The organism is Streptomyces sp. NPDC005195 (assembly GCF_040608315.1).
Taxonomy (GTDB): Bacteria; Actinomycetota; Actinomycetes; order Streptomycetales; family Streptomycetaceae; genus Streptomyces; species Streptomyces kaempferi.
Window position 1 is genome coordinate 366,134 of the sequence record NZ_JBEXHZ010000002.1, and the last position, 24,959, is coordinate 391,092.

General features: G+C 69.4%; 20 protein-coding genes. 13 read left to right on the forward strand and 7 right to left on the reverse strand.

The genetic code is table 11. The features are described from left to right. Positions 1 to 23: 23 nt before the first annotated feature. Positions 24 to 1,241 carry an alpha/beta hydrolase gene (locus ABZV34_RS04200; protein ID WP_356271185.1) on the reverse strand — a complete coding sequence of 406 codons (1,218 nt, stop codon included), beginning with the start codon at positions 1,239 to 1,241 and terminating at the stop codon, positions 24 to 26. 131 nt (positions 1,242 to 1,372) lie between these two features. Beyond that, the gene (locus ABZV34_RS04205; RefSeq protein ID WP_356271186.1) at positions 1,373 to 2,032 is read right to left on the reverse strand and encodes a TetR family transcriptional regulator; all 660 of its coding nucleotides are present in this window, start codon (positions 2,030 to 2,032) and stop codon (positions 1,373 to 1,375) included. Positions 2,033 to 2,143: 111 nt separating this feature from the next. Here ABZV34_RS04205 and ABZV34_RS04210 point away from each other — a divergent pair, with 111 nt between their 5' ends. Next, the gene (locus ABZV34_RS04210; protein WP_356271187.1) at positions 2,144 to 3,766 is read left to right on the forward strand and encodes an MFS transporter; all 1,623 of its coding nucleotides are present in this window, start codon (positions 2,144 to 2,146) and stop codon (positions 3,764 to 3,766) included. Positions 3,767 to 3,958: 192 nt separating this feature from the next. Here ABZV34_RS04210 and ABZV34_RS04215 read toward each other — a convergent pair whose 3' ends face one another. Together ABZV34_RS04215 and aceE are read right to left on the reverse strand one after the other, a co-directional pair. Further along, complete coding sequence (locus ABZV34_RS04215) at positions 3,959 to 4,735, reverse strand: potassium channel family protein (protein WP_356271188.1); 777 nt, start codon at positions 4,733 to 4,735, stop codon at positions 3,959 to 3,961. An 81-nt stretch (positions 4,736 to 4,816) separates the two neighbouring features. Beyond that, the gene (aceE, locus tag ABZV34_RS04220) at positions 4,817 to 7,549 is read right to left on the reverse strand and encodes a pyruvate dehydrogenase (acetyl-transferring), homodimeric type (RefSeq protein WP_356271189.1); all 2,733 of its coding nucleotides are present in this window, start codon (positions 7,547 to 7,549) and stop codon (positions 4,817 to 4,819) included. Positions 7,550 to 8,028: 479 nt separating this feature from the next. Between aceE and ABZV34_RS04225 the strand changes: the two genes are divergently transcribed. From ABZV34_RS04225 to ABZV34_RS04250, 6 genes are all read left to right on the forward strand, one after another. Next, positions 8,029 to 8,457: a DUF3052 domain-containing protein gene (locus tag ABZV34_RS04225; protein ID WP_356271190.1), complete on the forward strand. Its 429-nt coding sequence runs from the start codon at positions 8,029 to 8,031 to the stop codon at positions 8,455 to 8,457. A gap of 163 nt (positions 8,458 to 8,620) precedes the next feature. Beyond that, on the forward strand, positions 8,621 to 9,079 hold the full coding sequence (locus ABZV34_RS04230; RefSeq protein WP_356271191.1) for a peroxiredoxin: 459 nt from the start codon (positions 8,621 to 8,623) through the stop codon (positions 9,077 to 9,079). Positions 9,080 to 9,192: 113 nt separating this feature from the next. Next, entirely contained in the window at positions 9,193 to 9,768 is a 576-nt protein-coding gene (locus ABZV34_RS04235) for a TerD family protein (RefSeq protein ID WP_148013793.1), read from the forward strand. A gap of 294 nt (positions 9,769 to 10,062) precedes the next feature. After that, positions 10,063 to 10,638, forward strand: coding sequence for a TerD family protein (locus ABZV34_RS04240; RefSeq protein WP_148013792.1), 576 nt, complete (start codon positions 10,063 to 10,065; stop codon positions 10,636 to 10,638). Between the two features lie 135 nt (positions 10,639 to 10,773). Further along, positions 10,774 to 11,922 (forward strand): DUF475 domain-containing protein, encoded by a 1,149-nt coding sequence (locus ABZV34_RS04245; protein WP_356271192.1) that lies wholly within the window; start codon positions 10,774 to 10,776, stop codon positions 11,920 to 11,922. 143 nt (positions 11,923 to 12,065) lie between these two features. Beyond that, positions 12,066 to 12,806, forward strand: coding sequence for a Tellurium resistance (locus ABZV34_RS04250; RefSeq protein WP_168527941.1), 741 nt, complete (start codon positions 12,066 to 12,068; stop codon positions 12,804 to 12,806). A gap of 87 nt (positions 12,807 to 12,893) precedes the next feature. Here the strand turns inward: ABZV34_RS04250 and ABZV34_RS04255 are convergent, their stop codons facing one another. Then, the gene (locus tag ABZV34_RS04255) at positions 12,894 to 13,757 is read right to left on the reverse strand and encodes a TerD family protein (protein WP_356271193.1); all 864 of its coding nucleotides are present in this window, start codon (positions 13,755 to 13,757) and stop codon (positions 12,894 to 12,896) included. Between the two features lie 189 nt (positions 13,758 to 13,946). Here ABZV34_RS04255 and ABZV34_RS04260 point away from each other — a divergent pair, with 189 nt between their 5' ends. From ABZV34_RS04260 to ABZV34_RS04270, 3 genes are read left to right on the forward strand one after another with little or no spacing between them, the layout of a single operon-like run. After that, a complete protein-coding gene (locus ABZV34_RS04260) occupies positions 13,947 to 15,113 on the forward strand; it encodes an HpcH/HpaI aldolase/citrate lyase family protein (protein WP_356271194.1) in 1,167 nt (388 codons plus the stop codon). Between the two features lie 43 nt (positions 15,114 to 15,156). Further along, entirely contained in the window at positions 15,157 to 17,664 is a 2,508-nt protein-coding gene (locus ABZV34_RS04265; protein WP_356271195.1) for a phosphoribosyltransferase, read from the forward strand. Then, positions 17,664 to 18,491 (forward strand): HAD family hydrolase, encoded by an 828-nt coding sequence (locus ABZV34_RS04270; RefSeq protein WP_356271196.1) that lies wholly within the window; start codon positions 17,664 to 17,666, stop codon positions 18,489 to 18,491. The genes ABZV34_RS04265 and ABZV34_RS04270 overlap by 1 nt, the downstream gene beginning before the upstream one ends. Positions 18,492 to 18,569: 78 nt before the next feature. Here the strand turns inward: ABZV34_RS04270 and ABZV34_RS04275 are convergent, their stop codons facing one another. Then, positions 18,570 to 18,797 (reverse strand): zinc ribbon domain-containing protein, encoded by a 228-nt coding sequence (locus tag ABZV34_RS04275; protein ID WP_356271197.1) that lies wholly within the window; start codon positions 18,795 to 18,797, stop codon positions 18,570 to 18,572. A gap of 313 nt (positions 18,798 to 19,110) precedes the next feature. Here ABZV34_RS04275 and ABZV34_RS04280 point away from each other — a divergent pair, with 313 nt between their 5' ends. The 3 genes from ABZV34_RS04280 (at position 19,111) to ABZV34_RS04290 (ending at position 24,151) form a co-directional block, all read left to right on the forward strand. Continuing rightward, the gene (locus ABZV34_RS04280; protein WP_356271198.1) at positions 19,111 to 21,492 is read left to right on the forward strand and encodes a transglycosylase domain-containing protein; all 2,382 of its coding nucleotides are present in this window, start codon (positions 19,111 to 19,113) and stop codon (positions 21,490 to 21,492) included. A 60-nt stretch (positions 21,493 to 21,552) separates the two neighbouring features. Then, entirely contained in the window at positions 21,553 to 22,854 is a 1,302-nt protein-coding gene (locus tag ABZV34_RS04285) for a hypothetical protein (protein WP_356271199.1), read from the forward strand. A 139-nt stretch (positions 22,855 to 22,993) separates the two neighbouring features. Beyond that, positions 22,994 to 24,151: an amidase domain-containing protein gene (locus ABZV34_RS04290; protein ID WP_356271200.1), complete on the forward strand. Its 1,158-nt coding sequence runs from the start codon at positions 22,994 to 22,996 to the stop codon at positions 24,149 to 24,151. Here ABZV34_RS04290 and ABZV34_RS04295 read toward each other — a convergent pair. Continuing rightward, positions 24,139 to 24,924 carry a DUF4383 domain-containing protein gene (locus tag ABZV34_RS04295; RefSeq protein WP_356271201.1) on the reverse strand — a complete coding sequence of 262 codons (786 nt, stop codon included), beginning with the start codon at positions 24,922 to 24,924 and terminating at the stop codon, positions 24,139 to 24,141. The two genes, ABZV34_RS04290 and ABZV34_RS04295, sit on opposite strands and share 13 nt — an antisense overlap. Positions 24,925 to 24,959: the final 35 nt, after the last annotated feature.

Genomic DNA, 24,959 nt, shown 5'->3' on the forward strand with positions numbered 1-24,959 from the left:
GCGGGCCGCACTTCTCCGGTCCTCTACGCGCGTCCCGCCGCCGAGGTGGCGGGCAGGTCCTGCCGGCAGACGTCGTCGTCGTGCGCGCACCGCACCGCTTCGTATGCGCCAACGCCGATTTCCGCGAAGTTGCGCAGGCTCTCGGTACCGGGCTCGAAATATCCGCCGTGGCCCTTCGCGTCCCGGGCGGACAGCACCCGCGCGCCGAACCCCTTCGACACCGGGTCGGCGCCGTGTCCGAGGCCGCCGAACTCGAGGTACGGGACGTCCTGGATCCAGTCGTCGGAGTCCCGCATCGCCCAGACGCGGGCGGAGGTGTGCAGTGCCGAAGCCTTGTCGGCCCGCATGCCGGGACTGCCCGCGACCGCTATGTCGGAGACCCGGGAGGGCAGCGTGTGGGCGGCGACACCGCACAGCACCGAGCCGTAGCTGTGGCAGTACAGGGCGACGGGGGCCTTGCCGGGCAGCGCGCGCAGCAGCGCGTTCAGCCGGACCGCGCCTTCCTGCGCGCGGACGCCGGTGGCCGCGTCCATGCCGAGTCCGCTGGGCGTGGTGTAGTCGGCCCAGGCGATCACGGCCGTACGGGTCCGGGGGCTCGCCGCGCGCTCCGCCCCGTAGAGGGAGGTCGCCATGCCGACCGGCGCCGAGTACTTCTTGTTGGTGCGCTGGAAGGTGAGCAGGTCGGTGTCGACGCCGGGAACCACGACGGAGATCCGCTGGGCCCTGTCGAGGTTGCCGAAGACCTCGGCGACCCGGCCCGAGCCCATGGGATCGAAGGCGAGGAAGGTGCGGCCCTTGTGCAGCATCGCCTCGTAGCGGTGCATGCGGCGGCCGGCCTCCTGCTGCCCGACGGAGGAGAGCCGGTTGTCGTGCATGCGCCCGAGCTCGATCCCGCGCTGCTGCCCGATGGCGATGCGGTTGGCCGTGTAGCGCAGCCGTACGGGCGCGCCGTTCATGTTGCCGACCGCGAGCGGGTAGCGGTGCGCCAGCCGGGCGCGCTGGTGGGGGTCGAGCGAGGCGAAGAAGCGGGACAGGCGGCCCGGTGCGGAGTCGGGGTCCGGGAGAGCCTGTCCGGCGACCCGGCCGTGCTCCCACGCGGAGCGGGACGCCTGGAGGGGGGTTGCCCCCCGATGGCTGTGGACCGCGGTCCAGCCACTGGTGGCCAGCATCACGAAAACCACGGCCAGCGCGAGCAGTGCGCGCCAGACGTTCAGTTGGGGAGATGTGTCGAAGGAAGTCACTGAGAGGACACCCTAGGAGAAGAGGGGTGCCTCCCGTTAAATGAGTGGTGGGGATCACGTTTCTGGCGGGGTAATTGGGGCAAAGCGGGTTCAGTTTCAGATAAATAGTGACGTTGTGTGCGCGGAGTTGCTCATTCCGTGCGCCATTTCTCCGCCAATGCGGGCCCCAGGTGGTCGAGATGGGTGACGGTCAGTGCGCGGATCGCCTCGACACTGTCGTCCTCGCCCGCGCCCCACATCCGGTGCGTCACCCGCATCAACCCACAGAACACGGCCACCGCGACCCGCGGTCGCGGATCCGTGTCCACGTCGAGCCCCTCGCGCTCGGCGATCACCCGGGCGATCTCGTCCTCGAGCTCGGCGGAACGGCGCAGATGGGCGGCCAGCAGTGCGGGCGTCGCCTCGATCAACCGGTGGGCGCGCATGTGCAGTTCGATCGGGACCACCGCCTCGACCGCGTCGCTGATGGTGTCCCAGCCCTCCAGTACGGCACCGCGGAGTGTCTCCAACGGGGCTTCATGGGGAGGGCGTTCGCGGACGGCGGCGAGGAAGCGCGACTCGGCGATGCCCTGGGTGAACAGGGCGACGTCCTCCTTGCCCGCGAAGTAACGGAAGAAGGTGCGCTGCGAGACGTCGACCGCCTCGGCGATCTCGTCCACGGTCGTGCGTTCGTAGCCCTGTGTGACGAACAGTTCGAGGGCGGCCCGCAGCAGCGCGTCCCGGGTGCGCTGCTTCTTGCGTTCGCGCAGGCCCGGACGCGGCGCCATCTGTGTGACGGGGGTCGTGTCCATGGGGTCCTCTTCCGTTCTCCCGTCCAGCTCAGCGTACTCGTGAGTGACGTGACAGTTGCCGACTTGTGAACTGGTTTGTCAATTGTCAGCGGCTGTCACTAGCCTCGGCGCATGACTAGTCAGACCACCATCGAGACGACGGGGCCCGGGGACAGGACGCCGGTCGCCCCGTCGGATCCGCCGGGGGCCTCCGGGCTGCGCGGCCACCCGTGGTTCACCCTGTTCACCGTCGCCGTCGGCGTCATGATGGTCGCCCTGGACGGCACCATCGTCGCCATCGCCAACCCGGCCATCCAGAAGGACCTGGGCGCGACCTTCGCCGACGTCCAGTGGATCACCAACGGGTACTTCCTCGCCCTCGCGGTCACCCTGATCACCGCGGGCAAGCTCGGCGACCGCTTCGGGCACCGCCAGACCTTCCTGATCGGCGTGGTCGGCTTCGCCGCGGCCTCCGGGGCCATCGGCCTGTCCGACAGTATCGCCCTGGTGGTCACCTTCCGTGTCTTCCAGGGCTTGTTCGGCGCGCTGCTCATGCCGGCCGCCCTCGGCCTGCTGCGGGCCACCTTCCCGGCCGAGAAGCTGAACATGGCGATCGGTATCTGGGGCATGGTCATCGGAGCCTCCACCGCGGGCGGCCCGATCCTCGGTGGCCTGCTGGTCCAGCACGTGAGCTGGCAGTCCGTCTTCTTCATCAACGTCCCGGTCGGTGTCGCCGCGCTGGTCCTCGGCGTGCTGATCCTGACCGACCACCGCGCGCGGAACGCCCCGCGCTCCTTCGACATCCCCGGCATCGCCCTGCTCTCCGGCGCCATGTTCTGCCTGGTCTGGGCGCTCATCAAGGCCCCGGCCTGGGGCTGGGGCTCCGGCCTCACCTGGGCCTTCCTCGGCGCCTCGGTGCTCGGGTTCGCGCTCTTCGCCCTCTGGGAGACGCGGGTCGCGGAACCGCTCATCCCGCTGGGCCTGTTCCGCTCCGTACCGCTGTCGGCGGGCGTGGTCCTCATGGTGCTGATGGCCATCGCCTTCCTGGGCGGCCTGTTCTTCGTCACCTTCTACCTGCAGAACGTGCACGGCATGAGCCCGGTCGACGCCGGACTGCACCTGCTCCCGCTCACCGGCATGCTGATCGTGGGCTCCCCGCTGGCCGGCGCCCTGATCACCAAGACGGGCCCGCGCATCCCGCTGGCGGGCGGCATGGCCCTCACCGCGATCTCCATGTACGGCATGTCCACGCTGGACACGGGCACCAGCGGCGCCGTCATGTCGCTCTGGTTCGCCGGCCTCGGCCTCGGGCTCGCCCCGGTCATGGTCGGCGCCACCGAGGTCATCGTGGGCAACGCGCCGATGGAGCTCTCCGGTGTCGCCGGCGGTCTCCAGCAGGCCGCGATGCAGATCGGCGGCAGCCTCGGCACGGCGGTCCTGGGCGCCGTGATGGCCTCCAAGGTCGACGGCGACCTCGCGGGCAACTGGGCCGACGCCAAGCTTCCGCCGCTCACGCCGGCCCAGCTCGACCAGGCCTCCCAGGCCGTCCAGGTCGGCGCCGCGCCGGTGGCCAAGGGCACCCCGCCCGAGCTCGCGGCGAAGATCACGACCGTCGCCCACGACACGTTCGTCTCCGGCATGAGCCTGGCCTGCCTGGTCGCGGCCGTGGTGGCCGTGGTGGCGGTCTTCGTCGCGCTGCTCACCAAGCGGGGCGAGAACGCGGACGCCGCGGGCGCGGGGGCCGGTCACCTCTGACCGGCGTTTTCCAGCCCGGTTTCACCCTTCCGGGTGATACCGCTCAAGATCCCACCCGTTCGGCACGCGCCGCAGGTCACAGTGGGTCACGCCCTCCGCACGAACACGGGGGCGAACGGATCTGCGGCGCGCTGTCGGAGGGGGGCAGCGCGCCTGCAGTTCCGAGAGTGAGGGGTCCCGCCGCCGCGCCCGTCAGCGCGCGTGCTCCCCCGCCACCCCGGACGCGGCGGGCCGGACGACCTCCCGGACGCCCGACAGCGCGGCGACCTCCGCGCGAAGCGCCCGCACCTCCTCCGTCAGCGCCTCGATCGCCGCCGTCCGCCGGCGCTCCTCCACATCGTCCTTCTCGAACCGCGAGATGAACCACGCCGCGATGTTGGCGGTGACGACACCGAGCAGGGCGATACCCGAGAGCATCAGACCGACCGCGAGGACACGGCCCATCCCCGTGGTCGGCGCGTGGTCCCCGTACCCCACCGTCGTCATCGTCGTGAACGACCACCACACCGCGTCACCCAGCGTCTTGATGTTCCCGTTCGGAGACTCCCGCTCCACCGACAGCACCGCGAGCGAACCGAACATGAGCAGCCCGATCACCGCGCCCCCGACATAGGTCGTCAGCTGGATCTGCGAGGCCATCCGGGCCCGCCGTCCGACCAGGGTCAGGGTGGCGACCAGCCGCAGCAGCCGCAGCGGCTGAAGGATCGGCAGGATCACCGCGCACAGGTCCAGCCAGTGCGTCCGGACGAACTCCTTGCGGTGCCGGACGAGCAGGAGCCGTACGAGGTAGTCGGCGGCGAACGATCCCCACACCGTCCACTCCACCGCCGTGCACGCCACCGCCACGGCGGGAGAGGCGTCACTGTCCACGATCGGCACGGCGTAGGCCAGGGCGAACGCCACCGCGAGCGCCAGCAGGGGCCGTTGCGTGCGCTGCTCCCAACGGTCCTGTGCCGATAGCTCTTCCATACCCGCATCGTAGGAAGAAAGACGGAGGGGCGGCGGAGCTCAAGGCTCCGCCGCCCCTCACACGGCCGATGTACGCGGGTCCTACGCGTCGCCGCCCGCGGCGCCGGGGTCGGCCGCCGCCACTTCGAGCAGCTGGTAGCGGTCGATCGCCTGCTTCAGCACCGACCGGTCGACCTTGCCCTCACGGGCCAGCTCGGTCAGCACCGCGACCACGATCGACTGCGCGTCGATGTGGAAGAAGCGCCGCGCCGCCCCGCGCGTGTCCGCGAAGCCGAAACCGTCCGCGCCCAGCGACTGGTACGTCCCCGGCACCCAGCGCGCGATCTGGTCGGGAACCGATCGCATCCAGTCCGACACGGCCACGAACGGTCCCTCGGAACCGCTCAGCTTCCGCGTCACGTACGGCACGCGCTGCTCCTCCTCGGGATGCAGCAGATTGTGCCGCTCCACGTCCACGGCCTCGCGCCGCAGCTCGTTCCACGAGGTCGCCGACCAGACGTCCGCCCTGACGTTCCAGTCGGCGGCGAGGATCCGCTGCGCCTCCAGCGCCCACGGAACCGCGACGCCCGACGCCAGGATCTGCGCCGGGATCGAACCCGACGTGCCCTCGCTGAAGCGGTGGACACCCTTCAGGATGCCCTCCACGTCGACGTTCGCCGGCTCCGCCGGGTGCTGGATCGGCTCGTTGTAGACGGTGAGGTAGTAGAAGACGTCCTCCGCGTCCGGACCGTACATCCGGCGCAGACCGTCCTTCACGATGTGCGCGATCTCGAAGCCGTACGCCGGGTCGTACGCGACACAGCCCGGGTTCGTCGAGGCGAGCAGCTGGGAGTGGCCGTCCGCGTGCTGCAGTCCCTCGCCGGTCAGCGTCGTACGGCCGGCGGTCGCGCCGAGCACGAAACCGCGCGCCAACTGGTCGGCCATCTGCCAGAACTGGTCACCGGTGCGCTGGAAACCGAACATCGAGTAGAAGACGTAGACGGGGATCAGCGGCTCGCCGTGCGTGGCGTACGCCGAGCCCGCCGCGATCAGCGAGGCGGTGCAGCCCGCCTCCGAGATGCCGTCGTGCAGCATTTGACCGGTCGGCGACTCCTTGTACGCGAGCAGCAGATCGCGGTCCACGGACTCGTACTGCTGACCGAGCGGATTGTAGATCTTCGCGCTCGGGAAGAAGGAGTCCATGCCGAAGGTGCGGTACTCGTCGGGCGCGATCAGCACGAAACGCCTGCCGATCTCCTTGTCCCGCATGAGGTCCTTCAGAAGTCGCACGAACGCCATGGTCGTGGCGATCGACTGCTGCCCTGAACCCTTCTTCACGCTCGCGTACGTCTTGTCCTCGGGAAGCTCCAGCGGCTTCGCGCGCACGACACGCGTCGGGACGTAGCCGCCGAGTCCCTTGCGCCGGTCGTGCATGTACTGGATCTCTTCGGAGTCGCGGCCCGGGTGGTAGTACGGCGGCGCGCCGTCCTCCAGCTCCCTGTCCGAGATCGGCAGGTGCAGCCGGTCGCGGAAGCCCTTGAGGTCGGCGACCGTCAGCTTCTTCATCTGGTGCGTGGCGTTGCGGCCCTCGAAGTTCGGCCCGAGCGTCCAGCCCTTGACCGTCTGCGCCAGGATCACCGTCGGCTGGCCCGCGTGCGCCTTGGCCGCCGAGAACGCCGCGAAGATCTTCTTGTGGTCGTGACCGCCACGGCCCAGGTGCAGGATCTGCGCGTCGGTCATGCCCTCGACCATGGCGCGCAGCCGCTGGTCGTCGCCGAAGAAGTGGTCGCGGATGTACGAACCGGTCTCGGTGGCGTACGTCTGGAACTGGCCGTCGGGCGTGGTGTTCAGCTTGTTGACCAGGATGCCGTCGCGGTCCTGCGCCAGCAGCGGGTCCCAACTGCGGTCCCACACCAGCTTGATGACGTTCCATCCGGCGCCCCGGAACTGCGACTCCAGTTCCTGGATGATCTTGCCGTTGCCGCGCACCGGGCCGTCGAGACGCTGGAGGTTGCAGTTGACCACGAAGGTCAGGTTGTCGAGACCCTCCCGAGCCGCGATGGACAACTGGCCGAGCGATTCCGGCTCGTCCATCTCGCCGTCCCCGAGGAACGCCCAGACGTGCGACGCGGAGGTGTCGGCGATGCCGCGCGCCTCCATGTAGCGGTTCATCCGCGCCTGGAAGATCGCACCGAGCGGGCCGAGGCCCATCGAGACGGTCGGGAACTCCCAGAAGTCCGGCATCAGCCGCGGGTGCGGGTACGAGGACAGCCCGTACGGCGCCTTCGACTTCTCCTGGCGGAACGCGTCGAGCCGCTGCTCGCTCAGCCGGTCGAGCAGGAACGCGCGGGCGTAGATGCCGGGGGACGCGTGACCCTGGAAGAAGATCTGGTCACCGCCGTCGCCCTCGTCCTTGCCACGGAAGAAGTGGTTGAAGCCGACGTCGTAGAGCGAGGCGGAGGAGGCGAACGTGGCGATGTGACCGCCGACGCCGATACCCGGACGCTGGGCCCTGGACACCATCACGGCCGCGTTCCAGCGGGTCGCGTTGAGGATCTTGCGCTCGATCTCCTCGTTGCCGGGGAAGAAGGGCTCGTCCTTGGTGGCGATGGTGTTGACGTAGTCCGTGCTGCGCATCTCGGGCACGGCCACGCGCTTCTCGCGGGCCCTCTCGATGAGCCGCAGCATCAGATAGCGGGCACGCTCGCGGCCGCGCTCGTCGACGGCGGCGTCGAGCGAGTCGAGCCACTCCTGTGTCTCTTCGGGGTCGAAGTCCGGGACCTGACTGGGAAGGCCGCCAATGATGATCGGATTGCGATCGGATCCGGAAGCCACGCTGTTCCTTCGCTGTCAAGGGCTGTCCGAAGGCAGCCCGAGGGGCTGAGTAAGGGCTTTCTGGGCGCTGTCTGGGGCGGATTCGCGGTGTCTCGGCACCGTTCCCCAATCGTGTACCTCGGGAACGGAATCGTCATCTCTACCGAGAGGTAACCGAGACATTCCCGCAGATCGCCGGGACGGGCCAGACCAAAACGCAACGATACGCTCACTCCGTGACGCGTTCCGCAAAGTCGTTCGGGTCTCGTACGCTCCAAGGGTTCCGAACTTCACAAATGGGGCAGAAAGGTGTGGTGTGCGTCACCTATGGCCGTGATTCGCCGACTGGAGTTGCGCCGACACTGCCGGGATCGTCACCGTTTCGGCGGTCTCGACGGCCGGGTACTTGCGCGATCCGCCCCGCCCGTGTGGACTACGGCCAATGCTGCGCGCACGCGCGTGGCTGAGACATCTACCGAAACATGATCAGGAGGCAAGCCGTGAGCGCGACCGCGGACCACGCGGAGGAGCGGACCAACCCGGCCGGCAGGCTGGGGTTCGAGCCCGGACAGGTGGTCCAGGAGATCGGCTTCGACGACGACGTTGACCACGACCTCCGTGAAGGTATCGAATCGTTGATCGGCCAGGATCTGGTCGATGAGGACTACGACGACGTCGCAGACGTCGTACTGCTGTGGTTCCGCGACGATGACGGCGACCTTACGGATGCCCTGGTGGACGCCATCGGTCTCCTTGAGGACGGCGGCATGATCTGGCTGCTGACCCCGAAGACCGGCCGGGACGGCTACGTCGAGCCCAGCGACATCAATGACGCCGCCCAGACCGCAGGCCTCTCCCAGACGAAGAGCATTTCCGTGGGGAAGGAGTGGTCGGGCACGCGTCTGGCCACGCCCAAGTCGAAGCGCTGAGCTGTCGCTCCGTCTGCCGCAGAGCATCCGTGTGTGTGAGGCCCCCGCCGGCGATCCGCCGGCGGGGGCCTCGGCCATGGACGGGGCCGGGACGGGACGCCCGGACGTCCCTGCGTAGGGTGGTCGTCACCCGAACAGCCCCCTGGAAGGGAAGCGTGTGAGTATGGCGATCGAGGCCGGCACCGAGGCACCGGACTTCGAGCTCAAGGACAACCACGGTGCCACCGTGCGGCTGTCCGGCTTCCGCGGCGAGAAGAACGTGGTGCTGCTCTTCTACCCGTTCGCTTTCACCGGTGTGTGCACCGGCGAGTTGTGCGCCCTGCGCGACGAACTGCCGAAGTTCGTCAACGACGACGTCCAGCTGCTGGCCGTCTCCAACGACTCCATCCACACCCTGCGCGTCTTCGCCGAGCAGGAGAGCCTGGACTACCCGCTGCTCTCCGATTTCTGGCCGCACGGCAACACTTCACGCGCGTACGGCGTCTTCGACGAGGACAAGGGGTGCGCCGTGCGCGGCACCTTCATCATCGACAAGGCGGGCGTCGTGCGCTGGACCGTGGTCAACGGTCTGCCGGACGCGCGTGACCTGAACGAGTACGTGAAGGCGCTCGACACCCTGTGATTCTTCGGTCGCAGGGCCTGCAGGGTGCGGGAACCCGTCACTAGGATCGACACGTTGATCCGATACCAACGCACGACGGGGCTCCCCGCCCCCGGACACCAATGGGAGGACTCGTGGGAGTCAGCCTCAGCAAGGGCGGCAACGTATCGCTGACCAAGGAGGCCCCGGGACTGACCGCGGTCATCGTCGGTCTGGGATGGGACGCCCGTACGACGACCGGCGTCGACTTCGACCTCGACGCCAGCGCCATCCTCACGAACGCGGACGGCAAGGTCAGCTCCGACCAGAACTTCGTGTTCTTCAACAACCTGAAGAGCCCGGACGGCTCGGTCGAGCACACCGGCGACAACATCACCGGTGAGGGCGAGGGCGACGACGAGCAGATCAAGGTGAATCTCGCCGCCGTCCCGGCCGACGTCCAGAAGATCGTGTTCCCGGTCTCCATCTACGACGCCGAGAACCGCCAGCAGTCCTTCGGCCAGGTCCGCAACGCGTTCATCCGCGTGGTGAACCAGGCCGGTGAGGCGGAGATCGCCCGCTACGACCTCTCCGAGGACGCCTCCACGGAGACCGCCATGGTCTTCGGCGAGCTGTACCGCAACGGCGCGGAGTGGAAGTTCCGCGCCATCGGCCAGGGATACGCCTCGGGTCTGCGCGGCATCGCGCAGGACTTCGGCGTCAACGTCTGAGCCGTACACCGGCGTCGAGCCCCGGCCGTACGGCCCGGTCCCTGTCGTGGGCCTACGGCTTGCGGCCTCCGGCTCCTCGGCCCGGCGTCGCACCTCCACGGGTGCGGTGCCGGGCCTGCCCGATATCAGCGCGCCCCGGTGTGCGACATATGAGCGCCGGGGCGCCGCGCGCATGCTGTGCCGTGCCGGGGGAAGACACCCCCCGGACCCGGACCGAACGGACGGGCCGGCCGGGAACGGCGGGGACACCGCCCACAGGACTGAGTGAACGCTTCACCGGGGAGGAATCAGATCATGGGCGTCACGCTCGCCAAGGGAGGCAATGTCTCCCTCTCCAAGGCCGCACCGAACCTCACACACGTGATGATCGGTCTCGGCTGGGACGCGCGTTCCACCACCGGAGCCCCCTTCGACCTGGACGCCAGCGCGCTGCTGTGCAACTCCGGCCGGGTGCTGGGCGACGAGTGGTTCGTCTTCTACAACCAGCTCAAGAGCCCCGACGGCTCGGTGGAGCACACCGGGGACAACCTCACGGGTGAGGGAGAGGGCGACGACGAGTCGATCCTGATCGACCTCTCCAAGGTGCCGGCCAACGTCGACAAGATCGTCTTTCCGGTCTCCATCCACGAGGCCGACAACCGCGGCCAGACCTTCGGCCAGGTCAGCAACGCGTTCATCCGTGTGGTCAACCAGGCCGACGGCCAGGAGCTCGCCCGCTACGACCTCTCCGAGGACGCCTCCACGGAGACCGCGATGATCTTCGGCGAGGTCTACCGCTACAACAGCGAGTGGAAGTTCCGCGCGGTCGGGCAGGGGTACGCGTCCGGATTGCGCGGTATCGCCCTGGACTTCGGAGTCAATGTTTCCTAGGCCCACCTGCACCAGCCGAGGGCAGGCCTCTAGACTTCGTGGTCAACAGTAGGTAAAGCCGAGTACGGCGCGGGGGAGGCCTTCCCCCAAGCCGGCGCTTGGGGGTGCCCCCACCACACGATGATTGGGTAGCCAGTGCTTCTGAAAACCTTCGGCTGGTCGTTCGCGATTACCGCGATCGGTCTGGTCGCAGCGGCCTTCTACGGGGGGTGGACCGCCTTTGGCATCGTGGCGATCCTGGCCGTCCTGGAGATCTCGCTGTCCTTCGACAACGCGGTGGTCAACGCCGGAATCCTGAAGAAGATGAGTGCCTTCTGGCAGAAGATCTTCCTCACGGTCGGTGTGCTGATCGCCGTCTTCGGTATGCGCCTGGTCTTCCCCGTCGTCATCGTCGCCATCAGCGCCAAGATCGGCCCGATCGACGCGGTCGATCTCGCGCTGAACGACAAGGACAAGTACCAGCAGCTGGTGACCGACGCCCACCCGTCGATCGCCGCCTTCGGTGGCATGTTCCTGCTGATGATCTTCCTCGACTTCATCTTCGAGGACCGGGACATCCAGTGGCTGCGCTGGATCGAGCGCCCGCTGGCCAAGCTCGGCAAGGTCGACATGCTGTCGGTCTGCATCGCCCTGATCGTCCTGCTGATCACCTCCTTCACCTTCGCCGTCCACGCCCACCAGCACGGCGGCGGCCACGCCGACAAGGCGCAGACGGTACTGATCTCCGGCATCGCCGGTCTGATCACCTACATGGTCGTCGGCGGACTCTCCGGCTACTTCGAGGACCGGCTCGAAGAGGAGGAGGAACGCACCCACGAGGAAGAGGAGGAGGCCGAGCGGACCGGCAAGAAGAAGCCCGCCGTCGTCCTGGCCGGCCAGGCCGCCTTCTTCATGTTCCTCTACCTCGAGGTCCTGGACGCGTCGTTCTCCTTCGACGGCGTCATCGGGGCCTTCGCCATCACCAACGACATCGTGCTGATGGCGCTCGGTCTCGGCATCGGCGCCATGTACGTCCGTTCGCTCACGGTCTACCTGGTCCGCCAGGGCACCCTCGACGACTACGTCTACCTGGAGCACGGCGCCCACTACGCGATCGGCGCCCTCTCCGTGATCCTGCTCGTCACGATCCAGTACCAGATCAACGAGGTCATCACCGGTCTCGTCGGTGTGGTCCTGATCGGCTGGTCCTTCTGGTCGTCGGTGCGCCGCAACAACGCGCTCGCGGCCGCCGAGGGAAAAGGCACGACCTCGGACGAGCAGACTGAGGTCTCGTCCGGAGTCTGACGGGCTTACGCCCCCCGGGGCGACGCCGCGCGGGTGTGAACCCGGGCCCGGTGAGGGAACGCTCTGAACGGGGCGGCTGTCGAGGACCGGTCCTCACGGCCGCCCCGCCGCATATCGAGGCGACATGGGGGCGGGATTCGGTAATGGGTTTCTGGGACGAGCTGTGGCGCGGACGCACGACGGACTTCGACTCCGGCAGCGCGGCCACCAACTCCATAGAACTGACCAAACGCAGCCACACGGTCTCGCTCACCAAGCAGGGCGCGGCCACGGGCAACCTGCGCATCAACCTGTCCTGGCGGATGCGGACCTCCGACATCGGCGGCGGCCAGCAGCGCGGCAGCCTGCTGCGCCACCCCCTCAAGATCTTCAAGCCGGACGTGGTCCAGGCGCACACCCAGAGCATGGTGAACGTCGACCTCGACCTTGGCGTGCTCTACGAGCTCACGGACGGCACCAAGGGCGTGGTGCAGCCGCTGGGCGGCCTCCTCGGTGAGATCAACGGTCCGCCGTTCGTGAAACTCAGTGGCGACGACCGCTTCGGTTCCGGGTCGGGCGAGACGGCGTACGTCAACCTCGACCACCGTGACGACATCAAACGGCTGCTGGTCTTCGTCTACATCTACGACCAGACGCCCGCCTTCGACCGCACCCACGCCGTCATCACCCTCTACCCGAGCAACGGCCCGCGGATCGAGATCGGTCTCGACGAGCGCCATCCGCAGGCCCGGTCCTGCGCGGTCGTGATGATCGAGAACAACAAGGGCGAGATCACCGTGCGCCGCGAGGTGAAGTTCGTCTACGGCTTCCAGGCCGAACTCGACCGGCTGTACGGCTGGGGACTGCAGTGGGGGCGGGGGTACAAGTCCAAGGTCGACCGCTGAGCACGTCTCGGCGTGGACGTCCCCGCAGGACGACTCCCCGTCCCGGCCGCGGCGCCGCCCCGGCCGGACGGCACCCCACGGTGCCGCTCAGCGGCCGACGAACTGGGGCCCCTGTGGCGGCAGCCGGAAATCCGGGTCGGGCGGCGTACCGACCGCCTGCGGGAAGCCGTACGCCGGCGGCACGGCGGGCGCCGTCTGCGGCTGCGGATAGCCGTAGCCCGGCCGGCTCACCGGCTGGGGATAGCCGTAGGCGGGCTGCGCGGGTGCCGTCTGCGGCTGCGGATAGCCGTACGCGGGCTGCTGGGGCACCGGAGCGGGCTGTTCGGCCGGCAGCGGCACCGAGGGCTCCGGCGACGTCACCGGGACGGCCCAGTCCGCCGCCTCCGGCACGGCCCCGGTCTCAGGGGCCGACTCGTCCACCGTGATCCCGAAATCGGAGGCCAGTCCCTCCAGCCCGTTCGGATAACCCTCGCCGAGCGCCCGGAACTTCCAGCCCGCTCCGCGCCGGTACAGCTCGCCGCAGATCAGCGCCGTCTCCGTACCCGTCTCCGGCTTGACGTCGAAGTACGCCAGGGGTTCACCCTCGGCACCCGAGGCGTCGTACAGCAGAATGCGCAGGGAGCGTACGTGATCGAAGGAGACCCCGTCCGCCGATGCGACCAGCAGAATCTGTCCGACGCCGGACTCGACACCGGCCAGATCTGTCTGGATCGTGTCGGTGAGGCCCTCGGTGACGCGCTTCTTGCCGAGCCGCCAGACCTTGCCCGAAGGATGACGTGGCTGGTTGTAGAAGACGAAGTCCTCGTCGGATCGCACGCGACCGTCGGGACCGAGGAGCAGCGCCGAGGCGTCGACGTCCGGGACACCCTGCCCGGGGGTCCAGCGCAGCACGGCACGAACCGCTGTGGCGTCCAGCGGGATGTTCGACCCCTTCAGCATCGCGTGCGTCATGCGGTCATCCTGCCCTCTCGGTCCTGGTCACGACAACGCGGGGGTGAGGATTCCCCGTCGGAGCGTGAGGACAACCGACATGGCCGAGTTACCTGAACTTCACGCCCGGTGGGAACCCCTGACATGCATTTGTACGTACTATTACCGGCCACATCACGTAGATCCGACTAGCCGCCATAGGGGAGTCTCATGCGTCATTTCGGGCACATCGCCCCTGTAGAGCGGCAGCGGCTCTTCTATCGCGAGCCCTGCCTCTTCACCGCCGACTCCCCGCCCCGCCTGCTGGCGGCGGCCCTGGGAGCCACCCTCTACAGCCCCGCGACCCGGCCCCAGCTCGCCGAGGACATCCTCAAGCAGGCCGCGCGCGGCGTGGTCTCCATGGTGCTGTGCCTCGAGGACTCGATCGACGACTCCGAGGTCGTGGGGGCGGAGCGGAACCTGGTCCGGCAGTTCGCCGACCTCGCCGCACGGCCCGCCGCCGAGCTCCCGCTGCTGTTCGTGCGGGTCCGCGAGCCGGAGCAGATCCCGGACCTCGTACAGCGGCTCGGCGAGTCCGTGCGGCTGCTGTCCGGATTCGTCCTGCCGAAGTTCACCGAGGAACGGGGCGTCCCGTTCCTGGAGGCACTCACCGCGGCCGAGGCCGCGAGCGGGCGCCGGCTTTTCGCCATGCCGGTCCTCGAATCGCCCTGCCTGCTGTACCTGGAGAGCCGCCGGGAGACCCTGGCGGGCATCTCCCGGGTCGTCGACAAGTACCGCGAGCGCGTCCTCGCGCTGCGCCTGGGCGTCACCGACTTCTGCTCGGCGTACGGACTGCGCAGAGCGCCCGACATGACCGCCTACGACGTCCAGATCGTCGCCTCCGTGATCGCCGACGTGGTGAACACGCTGGGCCGCGCGGACGGCACCGGCTTCACGGTGACCGGACCGGTCTGGGAGTACTTCCGGGTCCAGGAACGCATGTTCAAACCGCAACTGCGCCGCAGTCCCTTCCTGGAGGGCGAGGTCGAGGAGCTGCGCCAGGCCCTGATCGAGCACGACATGGACGGACTGCTGCGCGAGATCGCCCTCGACCGGGCCAACGGACTGCTCGGCAAGACCTGCATCCACCCCTCGCACGTCCCGGCCGTGCACGCCCTGTCCGTCGTCAGCCACGAGGAGTGGAGCGACGCGCAGGACATCCTGCGGCCCGAGCGCGGCGGCGGAGGTGTGCTGCGGTCGGCGTACACGAACAAGATGAACGAGGTGAAGCCCCACCGCGCCTGGGCCGAGCGCACTCTGGAGCGCGCCGAGGTGTTCGGCGTCGCCAACGAGGACATCGGCTTCGTGGAGCTGCTCGCCGCCGGGCTCCCGGCCTGACCGGGCCGCGCCGACACGTACGACCTCGCAGACTAAGGAATTGATGGACAACGTGGTGTGGACGGGGACCTGGGTCGCGGAGCGGCTCGGCGTCGAACTCGTCGGTGACGAGAAGCTGGGCGACCTGCTGGGACTCGCGCTGCGGCGCAACCCCCGGCGGGCGCATCTGCTGGTCTCGAACGTGCTGGGCAAGCACGTCCCGCAGTCGCCGTCCGTGGTGTACGAGTACGGGTTCGCGCTCGGCCGCCGCGTGCGGGAGCTGCTCGGCACCGAGGACGCCCGAGCGGCGGTCGTCCTCGGGTACGCGGAGACGGCCACCGGGCTCGGCCACTGCGTCGCCGACGGGGTGGGCCTCGCGCCCTACCTCCACTCGACCCGCCGCCCCGTCCCGGGCGTCACCCCGGCGGGCGGTTTCGAGGAGTCGCACTCGCACGCCACGTCCCATCTGCTGCTGCCGCAGGACCCCGGTCTGCTGGCGGGGGACGGTCCGCTGGTCCTGGTCGACGACGAGTTCTCGACCGGCAACACGGTCCTCAACACCATCCGCGACCTGCACGCCCGCCACCCGCGCGAGCGGTACGTGATAGTGGCGCTGGTCGACATGCGCTCGGCCGCCGATCTGGGGCGGCTGGAGGACTTCGCCCGGGAGATCGGCGCGCGAGTGGACCTGGTCGTCGCGGCGAGCGGCACGGTGAAGCTTCCGGCGGGCGTACTGGAGAAGGGCCAGGCCCTGGTCGCGGAGTACGAGTCCGCCGACCCGGGCGCTGCCGCGTCCGCGCCTGTCGCGCGCGAGCGCGGGACGACCGTCGGCGGGCACCCGGCCGCCACCCGTGTCGGGCTCGGCTGGCCGCGCGGCGTTCCCGACGGCGGCCGGCACGGCTTCACGCCCGGACACCGCGTCCGCCTGGACGGCGCCCTGCCCGCCATGGCCGCACGGATCGCCGAGGCGCTGCCCGCCGGCGCCCGCCGCGTGCTGGTGCTCGGCTTCGAGGAGCTGATGTACGCGCCGCTGCGTCTGGCCAGGGAACTGGAGCAGATCACGGCCGCCGAGGTGCGCTACTCCACGACCACCAGGTCCCCGGTCCTCGCCCTCGACGACCCCGGCTACGCGATACGCACCCGGCTCGCCTTCCCGGCCCACGACCACCCGGACGACGGCCCCGGGGAGCGCTACGCCTACAACGTCGCGGGCGCCGGATTCGACGCCGTCGTGGCCGTCGTGGACTCCGCCGCCGACACCCCCGAGCTGCACGCCCCCGGGGGACTGCTGGCCCGGCTCGCGGACCACACCCCGAGGGTCCTGCTCGCCGTGGTCCCGTCCCACGTCCCCGCACGGCCGTCCACCGAAAGGCCCTCCATGCTGCCCGAGCCCCTCCGCGGCCCCGCCTTCTCCTCGTACGCACCGGACGAGGTCGGCTGGCTGCTGCGGGATCTCTCGGACGTGACGCTGGAGGCGCCGACGGAGGAGCGCGAGGAGGCGATCCAGAGCGGCGGCGCCCACTACGCGGAGTCGCTGCCCGTCGAGTACCAGCCGAGCGACCAGTACCAGGAGCTGTTCCGCGCGGCCCTCGGCACCTCGGCCGCCCGCATCGCCCAGGCCGTCGGTGCCGTCACCGAACTGGTGCTCGCCGAGCGCTCCCGCTCCCCGCTCGGCCCCGGCCAGGACCCCTCCGCCCCGCTGCCGGTCCTGGTGTCGCTGGCCCGCGCGGGAACCCCCGTCGGCGTCCTGATGCGCCGCTGGGCCCAGTACCGCCACGGCGTCGACCTGCCGCACTACGCCGTCTCCATCGTCCGCGGCCGTGGCATCGACCCCAACGCGCTGCGCTGGCTGGCCGCCCACCACGACCCCGCCGACGTCGTGTTCGTCGACGGCTGGACGGGCAAGGGCGCGATCACCCGCGAACTCGCCCAGGCCGTCGAGGAGTTCGAGGCGGCCGAGGGCGTCACCGGCTTCGACCCGGAGATAGCGGTCCTCGCCGACCCGGGCTCCTGTGTACGGACGTACGGCACCCGTGAGGACTTCCTCATCCCGTCCGCCTGCCTCAACTCGACGGTGTCCGGGCTGATATCGCGGACCGTCCTGCGCTCCGACCTGGTCGGCGAACACGACTTCCACGGCGCGAAGTTCTACCGCGAACTCGCCGGCTCCGACGTCTCCGTCGAGTTCCTGGACGCCGTCGCGGCCCACTTCCCCGACGTCGCCGAGGCGGCCTGCCGCCAGGCCAAGGAGCTCCTCACCGCCGACCGCACCCCCACCTGGGAGGGCTGGGCGGCCGTCGAGCGGATCAGCGAGGAGCACGGGATCCACGACGTGAACCTCGTCAAGCCGGGCGTCGGCGAGACCACCCGGGTGCTGCTGCGCCGGGTCCCCTGGAAGATCCTGGCCCGCGCGGGAGCCGGCACCGACCTCGACCACGTACGGCTGCTCGCCGGGCAGCGCGGGGTGCCTGTCGAGGAGGTCGCCGAACTCCCCTACACCTGCGTGGGGTTGATCCACCCGAAGTACACGCGCGGCGCGACCGGTGCCGACGGCCGGGCGGTGGCGGTCTGATGTCCGCGGCGAAGGCGCTCGTCGCCAGCGATCTGGACCGTACCCTCATCTACTCCGCCGCGGCACTCGGGCTGACCATGCCGGACGCACGGGCGCCCCGGCTGCTCTGCGTCGAGGTGCACGAGAGCAGGCCGCTGTCGTACATGACCGAGACGGCCGCCGCGCTGCTCTCGGAACTCGGCGACACGGCGGACTTCGTGCCCACCACGACCCGCACCCGCAAGCAGTACCAGCGCATCAACCTGCCGGGGCCCGCCCCGAAGTACGCGATCTGCGCCAACGGCGGGCACCTGCTCGTCGACGGCGTGTCCGACGCGCAGTGGCACGCGCGGGTGACCACACGCCTCGCCGCCGAGTGCGCTCCGCTGGCCGAGGTGCGCGCGCACCTGGAGGCCACCGCCGACCCGGCCTGGGTCCGCAAGCACCGCGTCGCCGAGGACCTGTTCGTCTATCTCGTCGTCGAGCGCGAACTGCTGCCCGAGGAGTGGGTGAAGGAGCTCGCAGTCTGGGCCGAGAACCGCGGCTGGACCGTCTCGCTCCAGGGCCGCAAGATCTACGCCGTTCCCAAGCCGCTCACCAAGAGCGCGGCGATGCGTGAGGTCGCCCGGCGCACCGGCACGACCCTGACCCTCGCCGCCGGTGACTCCCTTCTCGACGCCGACCTGCTGCTGGCCGCCGACCAGGGCTGGCGTCCGGGCCACGGCGAACTGGCCGAGGCCGACTGGACCGGCCCGGCGGTCACGGCGCTCCCGGAGCGGGGCGTCGCGGCGGGCGAACGGATCCTGCGGGAGTTCATGACCGCCTGCGGGCGCCCTGGCCCGGTCTGAGGAAACGTCGGCGGGTCCCGGGGGCGATGCTCCCGGGACAGGCCGGACAAATGTGAAGAGTTCCTGAGAAAAGGCGGGTCAGCCGCAGCAGCCTCCGCCGCAGCAACCGCCGCCGCCCCCGCCTCCACCACCGCTCGCGCGCGGCGCCGGCGCCGCGCCGCCCGTCGCGACCGCGACGGTGGAGAGAAGTTTCACTGTGTCGTCATGTCCGGCGGGGCAGGCCGCGGGGGCCGCGGAATCCGCCATCGGGCGGCTCAGTTCAAAGGTGTCGCCGCAGGTCCGGCAGCGGTACTCGTAGCGAGGCATGTGCCCAGGTTAGCGGGCCGGCGGCGACGATCGCAGTGTGGCGTGACGCGGCTTTCCGGCGGGGCCGGCGGGGACCGGAACCAGACAGTCCGCGGTCGCCCGCGGCAGGCCGCCTCGAGCTCCGGAACATTTCTGTCTCGTTCCTGAGAGAAGAGATCGTATTAGTCGCTGATAATTTAAGGGGGCCGCGACGAGCCGCAAGGTCGGGGATGGGGGGCTCGCAGCCGCATGTGCGGCCGCTGCATCTGCCCGCGCGCGCAATTCCGAAGTGCGGAGGGAGACGCAGTCGTGACCGAGGCATGGCATCACATGGATGTCCCGCATCCTCTGGGCCGTCCACGCGCCGGAGCCCGCCATGGCTGAACCGGGGGAGGCCGGCCGCGCAGGCCGCCGCGAGGACGAGCCGAAGGATCCCGCGGGCCGGCGTACGGGGAACGAGTCACCGGCCGAGGAGACCACGCAGCTGCGTCTACCGCCGGGCGCGGACCGTCCCGCCGAGGAGACGACCCAGCTGCGTATACCGCCCGCCGAGGAGACCACGCAGCTGCGTCTACCGCCGCGCGCGGACCGTCCCGCCGAGGAGACCACGCAGCTGCGTCTACCGCCGCGCGCCGACGTTCCGGACGACACTCCCGCCGAGGAGTCTCCGGCGACGGAGGAAGACACACAACAAGCCGATCGAGGGGCGAATTCACGCCATCGTGGCTCTCGTCGCCGGCCCGCGCGGTCCTCCGCTCTCGCCGGGCGGCTCGCGCCTCTCGCCCGCCGTCTGAAACCGCAGTACCCCCGGCCGGGCCGGACCGGCTGGCGGCGCTGGGTGCCCTCGTGGCGGCAGTGGCTGGCGGCGTGGGGCCTGGCCGTCGGCCTGAGCACCTCGCTGCTGGCCATCGCGTACGCCGCCACGGACATTCCCAAGAACCTGAACACCTATGCCACCCAGCAGGACAACGTCTACTTCTGGTCGGACGGAACACCCATGGCCCGTACCGGGTGGGTGCAGCGGCAGGCGATGCCGTTGAAGGACATACCCGAGCAGGTGCGCTGGGCGGTGCTGGCGGCGGAGAACGAGAGCTTCTACTCCGACCCGGGCATCTCCCTCAAGGGCATCAGCCGCGCCCTGGTGCGCACGGTCGGCCAGGGGGACACCCAGGGCGGTTCGACGATCACCCAGCAGTACGTGAAGAACGTCTATCTGACCCAGAACCAGACGGTGACCCGCAAGTTCACCGAGGCCATGATCTCCCTGAAGCTCGACAACAGGATGAGCAAGGACAAGATCCTGGAGGGCTACCTCAACACCAGCTGGTTCGGCCGCGGCACCTACGGCCTCCAGCGCGCTGCCCAGGCCTACTACGGCAAGGACGTGAGCCGGCTCAACGCGAGCGAGGGCGCCTTCCTCGCCTCGCTGCTCAAGGGCGCGGGCCTCTACGACCCCACGCTGAGCCACAAGAACCACGACCGGGCCGTGGAACGCTGGTCCTGGATCCTCGACCGCATGGTCAAGATCGGCAAGCTGTCGCCCGCCGAGCGCGCCAAGTACACGAAGTTCCCCGAGCCGCTCAAGCAGGGCCGGGTCTACGACACCGGCAAGCAGAGCGACTACCTGGTCGAGCTGGCCACCCAGTACGCCAAGAAGGCCGCCCACATATCCGACAAGGAGTTCGACCTGGGCGGCTACCAGATCTACACGACCTTCGACCGCAAGCGGGAGACCGCGCTCACCGACGCCGTCGCCAAGGCCCGCGGCAAGGCGCGGAAGGACGACGCCGGCACGGCGAGGACCGCGCACTACGGAGCCGCCTCGGTGGCCGCCGACGGCCGGATACTCGCCGTCTACGGCGGCCCCGACCACCGGACGCAGGGCTACAACGAGTCCAACGCGACGACGGTCCCGGCCGGTTCGGCCTTCCTGCCGTTCGTCTACGCCGCCGGGCTGCAGCACGGTGTGCACAAGACCCGGGACAGCACGGCGACTCCGGTCTCGCCCGAGTCCCTCTACGACGCCGACGACGGCGTCCCCGTCTCCACGCCCGAGGGCCCCTACTGGGACCGCAGCGGCAAGAAGGTCGCCGCCCACAACGAGGGCAACAAGTCCTACGGGCGCATCAGCCTGCGCGAGGCGCTGGCCAAGTCGGTGAACGTGCCGTTCATGCAACTCGGCATGGACACCGGACTGGACAAGGTGCGGCAGACCGCCGAGGCGACCGGACTGCTCGCCTCCAGCCTGGGACCGCAGGTGCCCGCGCTGTCGCTGGGCAGCTCCACGCCGAGCGCGATCCGGATGGCGAACTCCTACGCCACCTTCGCCGCGGGCGGGACGCACACCGAGCCGTACTCCGTGCGACGCGTCACCCGCAACGGCTCCTCGGTCACCGTGAAGATGCCCCGGCCCCGTCGCGCGGTACGCCCCGAGGTGGCCGGCCAGGTCACCGAAGCGCTCGCGGACTCCTTCCGGGACGCGCACCCCGCCGCGGCCCAGTCCGCGCCGCAGGCGGCCGGGAAGGACGGCACCACGCTGGACGACAAGGCCGCCTGGTACGTGGGCACGAACCGTTCCGTGTCGACGGCGATCGTCCTCTACCGCCTGGACCTGACCAAGAGCCTCGAACCGCTGCCGCTCAAGGGGATCGCGGGCACCCCCGACGACGATGTCCCGTACGGCATCTGGGCCGGCGCCATGAGCCCGCTCGGGTGACCACGACGGCCGAGAAGCCGTCCCTCGCTCCGTCCACCCCCCTCCCAGAATGTGCCCCGTATGAACTCGAAGCACAGCCGGCGCCGCCGCCGCGAGCCCGCTCCCGGTTCCGCTGCCACGTCCGCCCGCCAGAGTTTCGTGGCGATGACGGCGTTCCTCGTCGTGGCCACCTCCACGGCCACCTTCCTCGCCCTGCGGGGCTCGGACAGCACCACTCCGGCCGCGTCCGCCGGACGCGGCTCCAGTGCCGCCCCGAAGGCGCCCAAGGAGCCCGTGTGGGACGGGAGGACCAAGGTGCTCGGGGACGGCTCCACGTCCTACAGCGGCCCGCAGAAGGGCGAGTTGAAGCCCGTGCCGCTCAAGCCGGGTGAGAAACCGCCCCAGTTCGTCGTCTTCTCCTGGGACGGCGCCCTCCAGGGCGACGACAAACTCTTCTCGCACTACCGGGAGTTGGCCAAGGAGTACAACGCCCACATGACGTTCTTCCTGACCGGCATCTATCTGCTGCCCAAGGACAAGAAGGCGCTCTACGAGCCGCCGATGCACTCGCCGGGCTCCTCCGCGATCAGCTATCCCACCGACGAGCACATCCGTACCACGCTGGAGCAGCTCGGCGAGGCGTGGAAGGACGGCAACGAGATAGGTACCCACTTCAACGGCCACTTCTGCGGCGACAAGGGCGGCGGCCAGTGGAGTGTGGCGGAGTGGGAGAGCGAGATCAACCAGTTCTTCTCCTTCGTGGAGAAGTGGAAGACCAACACCGGCTACACCGACCTGCCGGCCCTGCCCTTCGACCCCACGCGTGAGGTCAGCGGCGGTCGCGCGCCGTGTCTGGAGGGGCAGCAGAACCTGCTCAAGGCCATGAAGGCCACCGCCAAGAAGTACAAGTGGCGCTACGACGCCAGCTCGGCCGGCGACTTCCAGATATGGCCCGTCAAGAAGGAGGGCGTCTGGGACTTCCCGCTCCAGATGCTTCCCTACGAGAACGGCAAGTACCAGGGCCTGTCCATGGACTTCAACTTCCTCTACAACCAGTCCGAGGGCGAGACCACGGGTGACCCGGTGAAGTACCCGCAGTGGGAGCAGGAGACCGTGAAGTCGTACATGGCGGGCTTCGACCGCGTGTACTACGGCAGCCGGGCGCCGCTCTTCGTCGGCAACCACTTCGAGGACTGGAACGGTGGGATCTACATGAAGTCCATCGATCAGGTCGTCAAGAACGTCTGCACCAAGAAGGGCGTTCGCTGTGTGTCCTTCCGGGAACTGGCCGACTGGCTCGACGTGCAGAAGCCGGCGACGCTGGCGCGGCTGCGCAGCCTGGATCCCGCGCAGTCACCGGACTGGTCGTCGGTGGTGAAGTAGCTTTTGGCCGGTCAACTTACCTTTTTGATAGGTGAGTTGACCTTGTCTTCATGAAATCCCCCCGGTTTCACCGCAGTTGAACTGGACATGTAAAGATTCCCTCCCCGGCGCCCGACCGGGGGACCAAGGAGAATCTTCAGTGAGATCGCAGACGTCGAGCCGCAGCCGCTCGACCGTGCTGGTGGCGGTTGCCCTCTCCGCCGTCCTGCTGCCCCTGTCCACCGCCCACGCGGCGAACGCGCCCGTCCCCGTCGACCGGGCGACGACCGACGCCTTCGGCCGGATCGCGGACGCCGTGCTGACCGACCGCACCGACGCCCTGCTCGTCCCGGGGACGGTGGCCCCCCGCGCGGCGCCGACCGCGGCCGCGAACGCCACGGGGACGAGGAGAGTCTCCCTGTCCGCCGCGCTGACACGCACCGAGGACACCGCGGTGACCTCCCTGCACGGCACCCGGTCCCGTCTCGCGGCGCTGGGCGAGGCCTACACCGCCGCCGACACCGGCGTCACCGTCGACAGGACCCGGGTGGCGGGCGAGCGGGCCACGGCCTGGGTCACCGAGACCACGGTCCTCACGTACCGGAGGATCCACGGCGACGAACCCGCCACGACGGGCTTCAGCGCGCACCACGTCCTGACCTTCGCCGCCCAGGGGGACGGCACCTGGAAGCTGTCCGGCCTGCGCTCGACGGACCGGGGTCCCCGACAGGTCAACGAGCCCGTGACCGGCACGCCGGCAGGCGTGACCACGATGGCCGTCATCGACGCCCCCAGGGCGGCGACCACGTTTCCCGCGCCCGCCGCCGCCAAGAAGCTCACCGGCGGCCCGTACGACTACGCGGCGATGGCCACGTACGCCGAGAAGTACTGGAAGAACTACAACACCGCCTACCGGAGCTTCAATTCGGCCGGCGGCGACTGCACCAACTACGTGAGCCAGTCCCTGAAGGCGGGTGGCTGGCAGCCGGTGACGTCCTCGGACGAGGACTACGGCACCTGGTACTACGGCACCTCGGGGCAGTCCGACTCCTGGGTCGGCGTGAACGAGTGGTCATGGTTCACCCAGACCGCCCGGCGGACCATCCCGCTGGCCAACGTCTACCAGATGGACGTCGGTGACGTCATGCAGATGGACTTCGACAAGGACGGGTCGAAGGACCACACCATGATCACGTCCTACCGCAGCTCCAGCGGCGTGCCGTATCTGACCTACCACGACACGGACACCTACCGCCGGTCGGTGTCGAGCCTCATCGCGTCGTACCCGAACTCGGCGTACTACGCCTACCGCACCTGATCATCTGATGTGCCGGGGTCGTCCCCGCCCTCGGGGTTCGTGGTGCCGGGGTGGTCCCTGCCCTCGGTGCCCATGGCGCCGGGGGCCTCTCTCCCGGGGTCCATGGTGCTGCGGCTTCCGCTTCCGCTCCCGAGGCCCATGGCCGGGGGATCCTTCTTCCTGGAGGTCGTGGCTCCCGGGGTCCCCGGGGCCTGTGGGGTGCTGCGGCCTCGTTGCAGCGCCGTCGCCGTGGCCGACTCCCGCAGGGTCCGGACCCGCTCCTCGCGTTCCACCGTCTCGGGGTGGCGGGCCTTCCAGTACGGGTTGTCGTGCGGCAGGGCCGTGCCGACCCTCCCGTACATCCCGAAGAACATCAGCACGACGCCCACCACGAAGCTGAACAGCACGTTCTGGATGTGGAAGGCGAGGAAGTTGAAGGTGCTGTCCAGCAGCGCCAGGTTCAGGAAGCCGCTGAGGATGAACAGCACACCGAGGACCATGTTGATGGTCGAGGCGACGTTCCCGCCGATCACCATGCCCGCGAACAGGATGAGCCCGACGCAGATGGACAGCACACTGAGCGTGCCGTTGGTGTTCAGCCCCACGACGGTGTCCCCGTGGGTGGTGAAGAAGCCGATGTTGTCGGTCAGGCCCAGGATGCCGAAGGCGAGCAGGAACAGGCCCATCAGGCCCGCGCCGATCCGGTAGAACGTGCTCAGCCGGTGATCGACGGGCAGGTGCTCGTCGAGAACGAAGCGCTTCCCGGGTTCGGGACGAAGTACGTGCGTGGCCATATCCGCCTCCCTCTGCAGCTAGCGGAGGCCGTGCG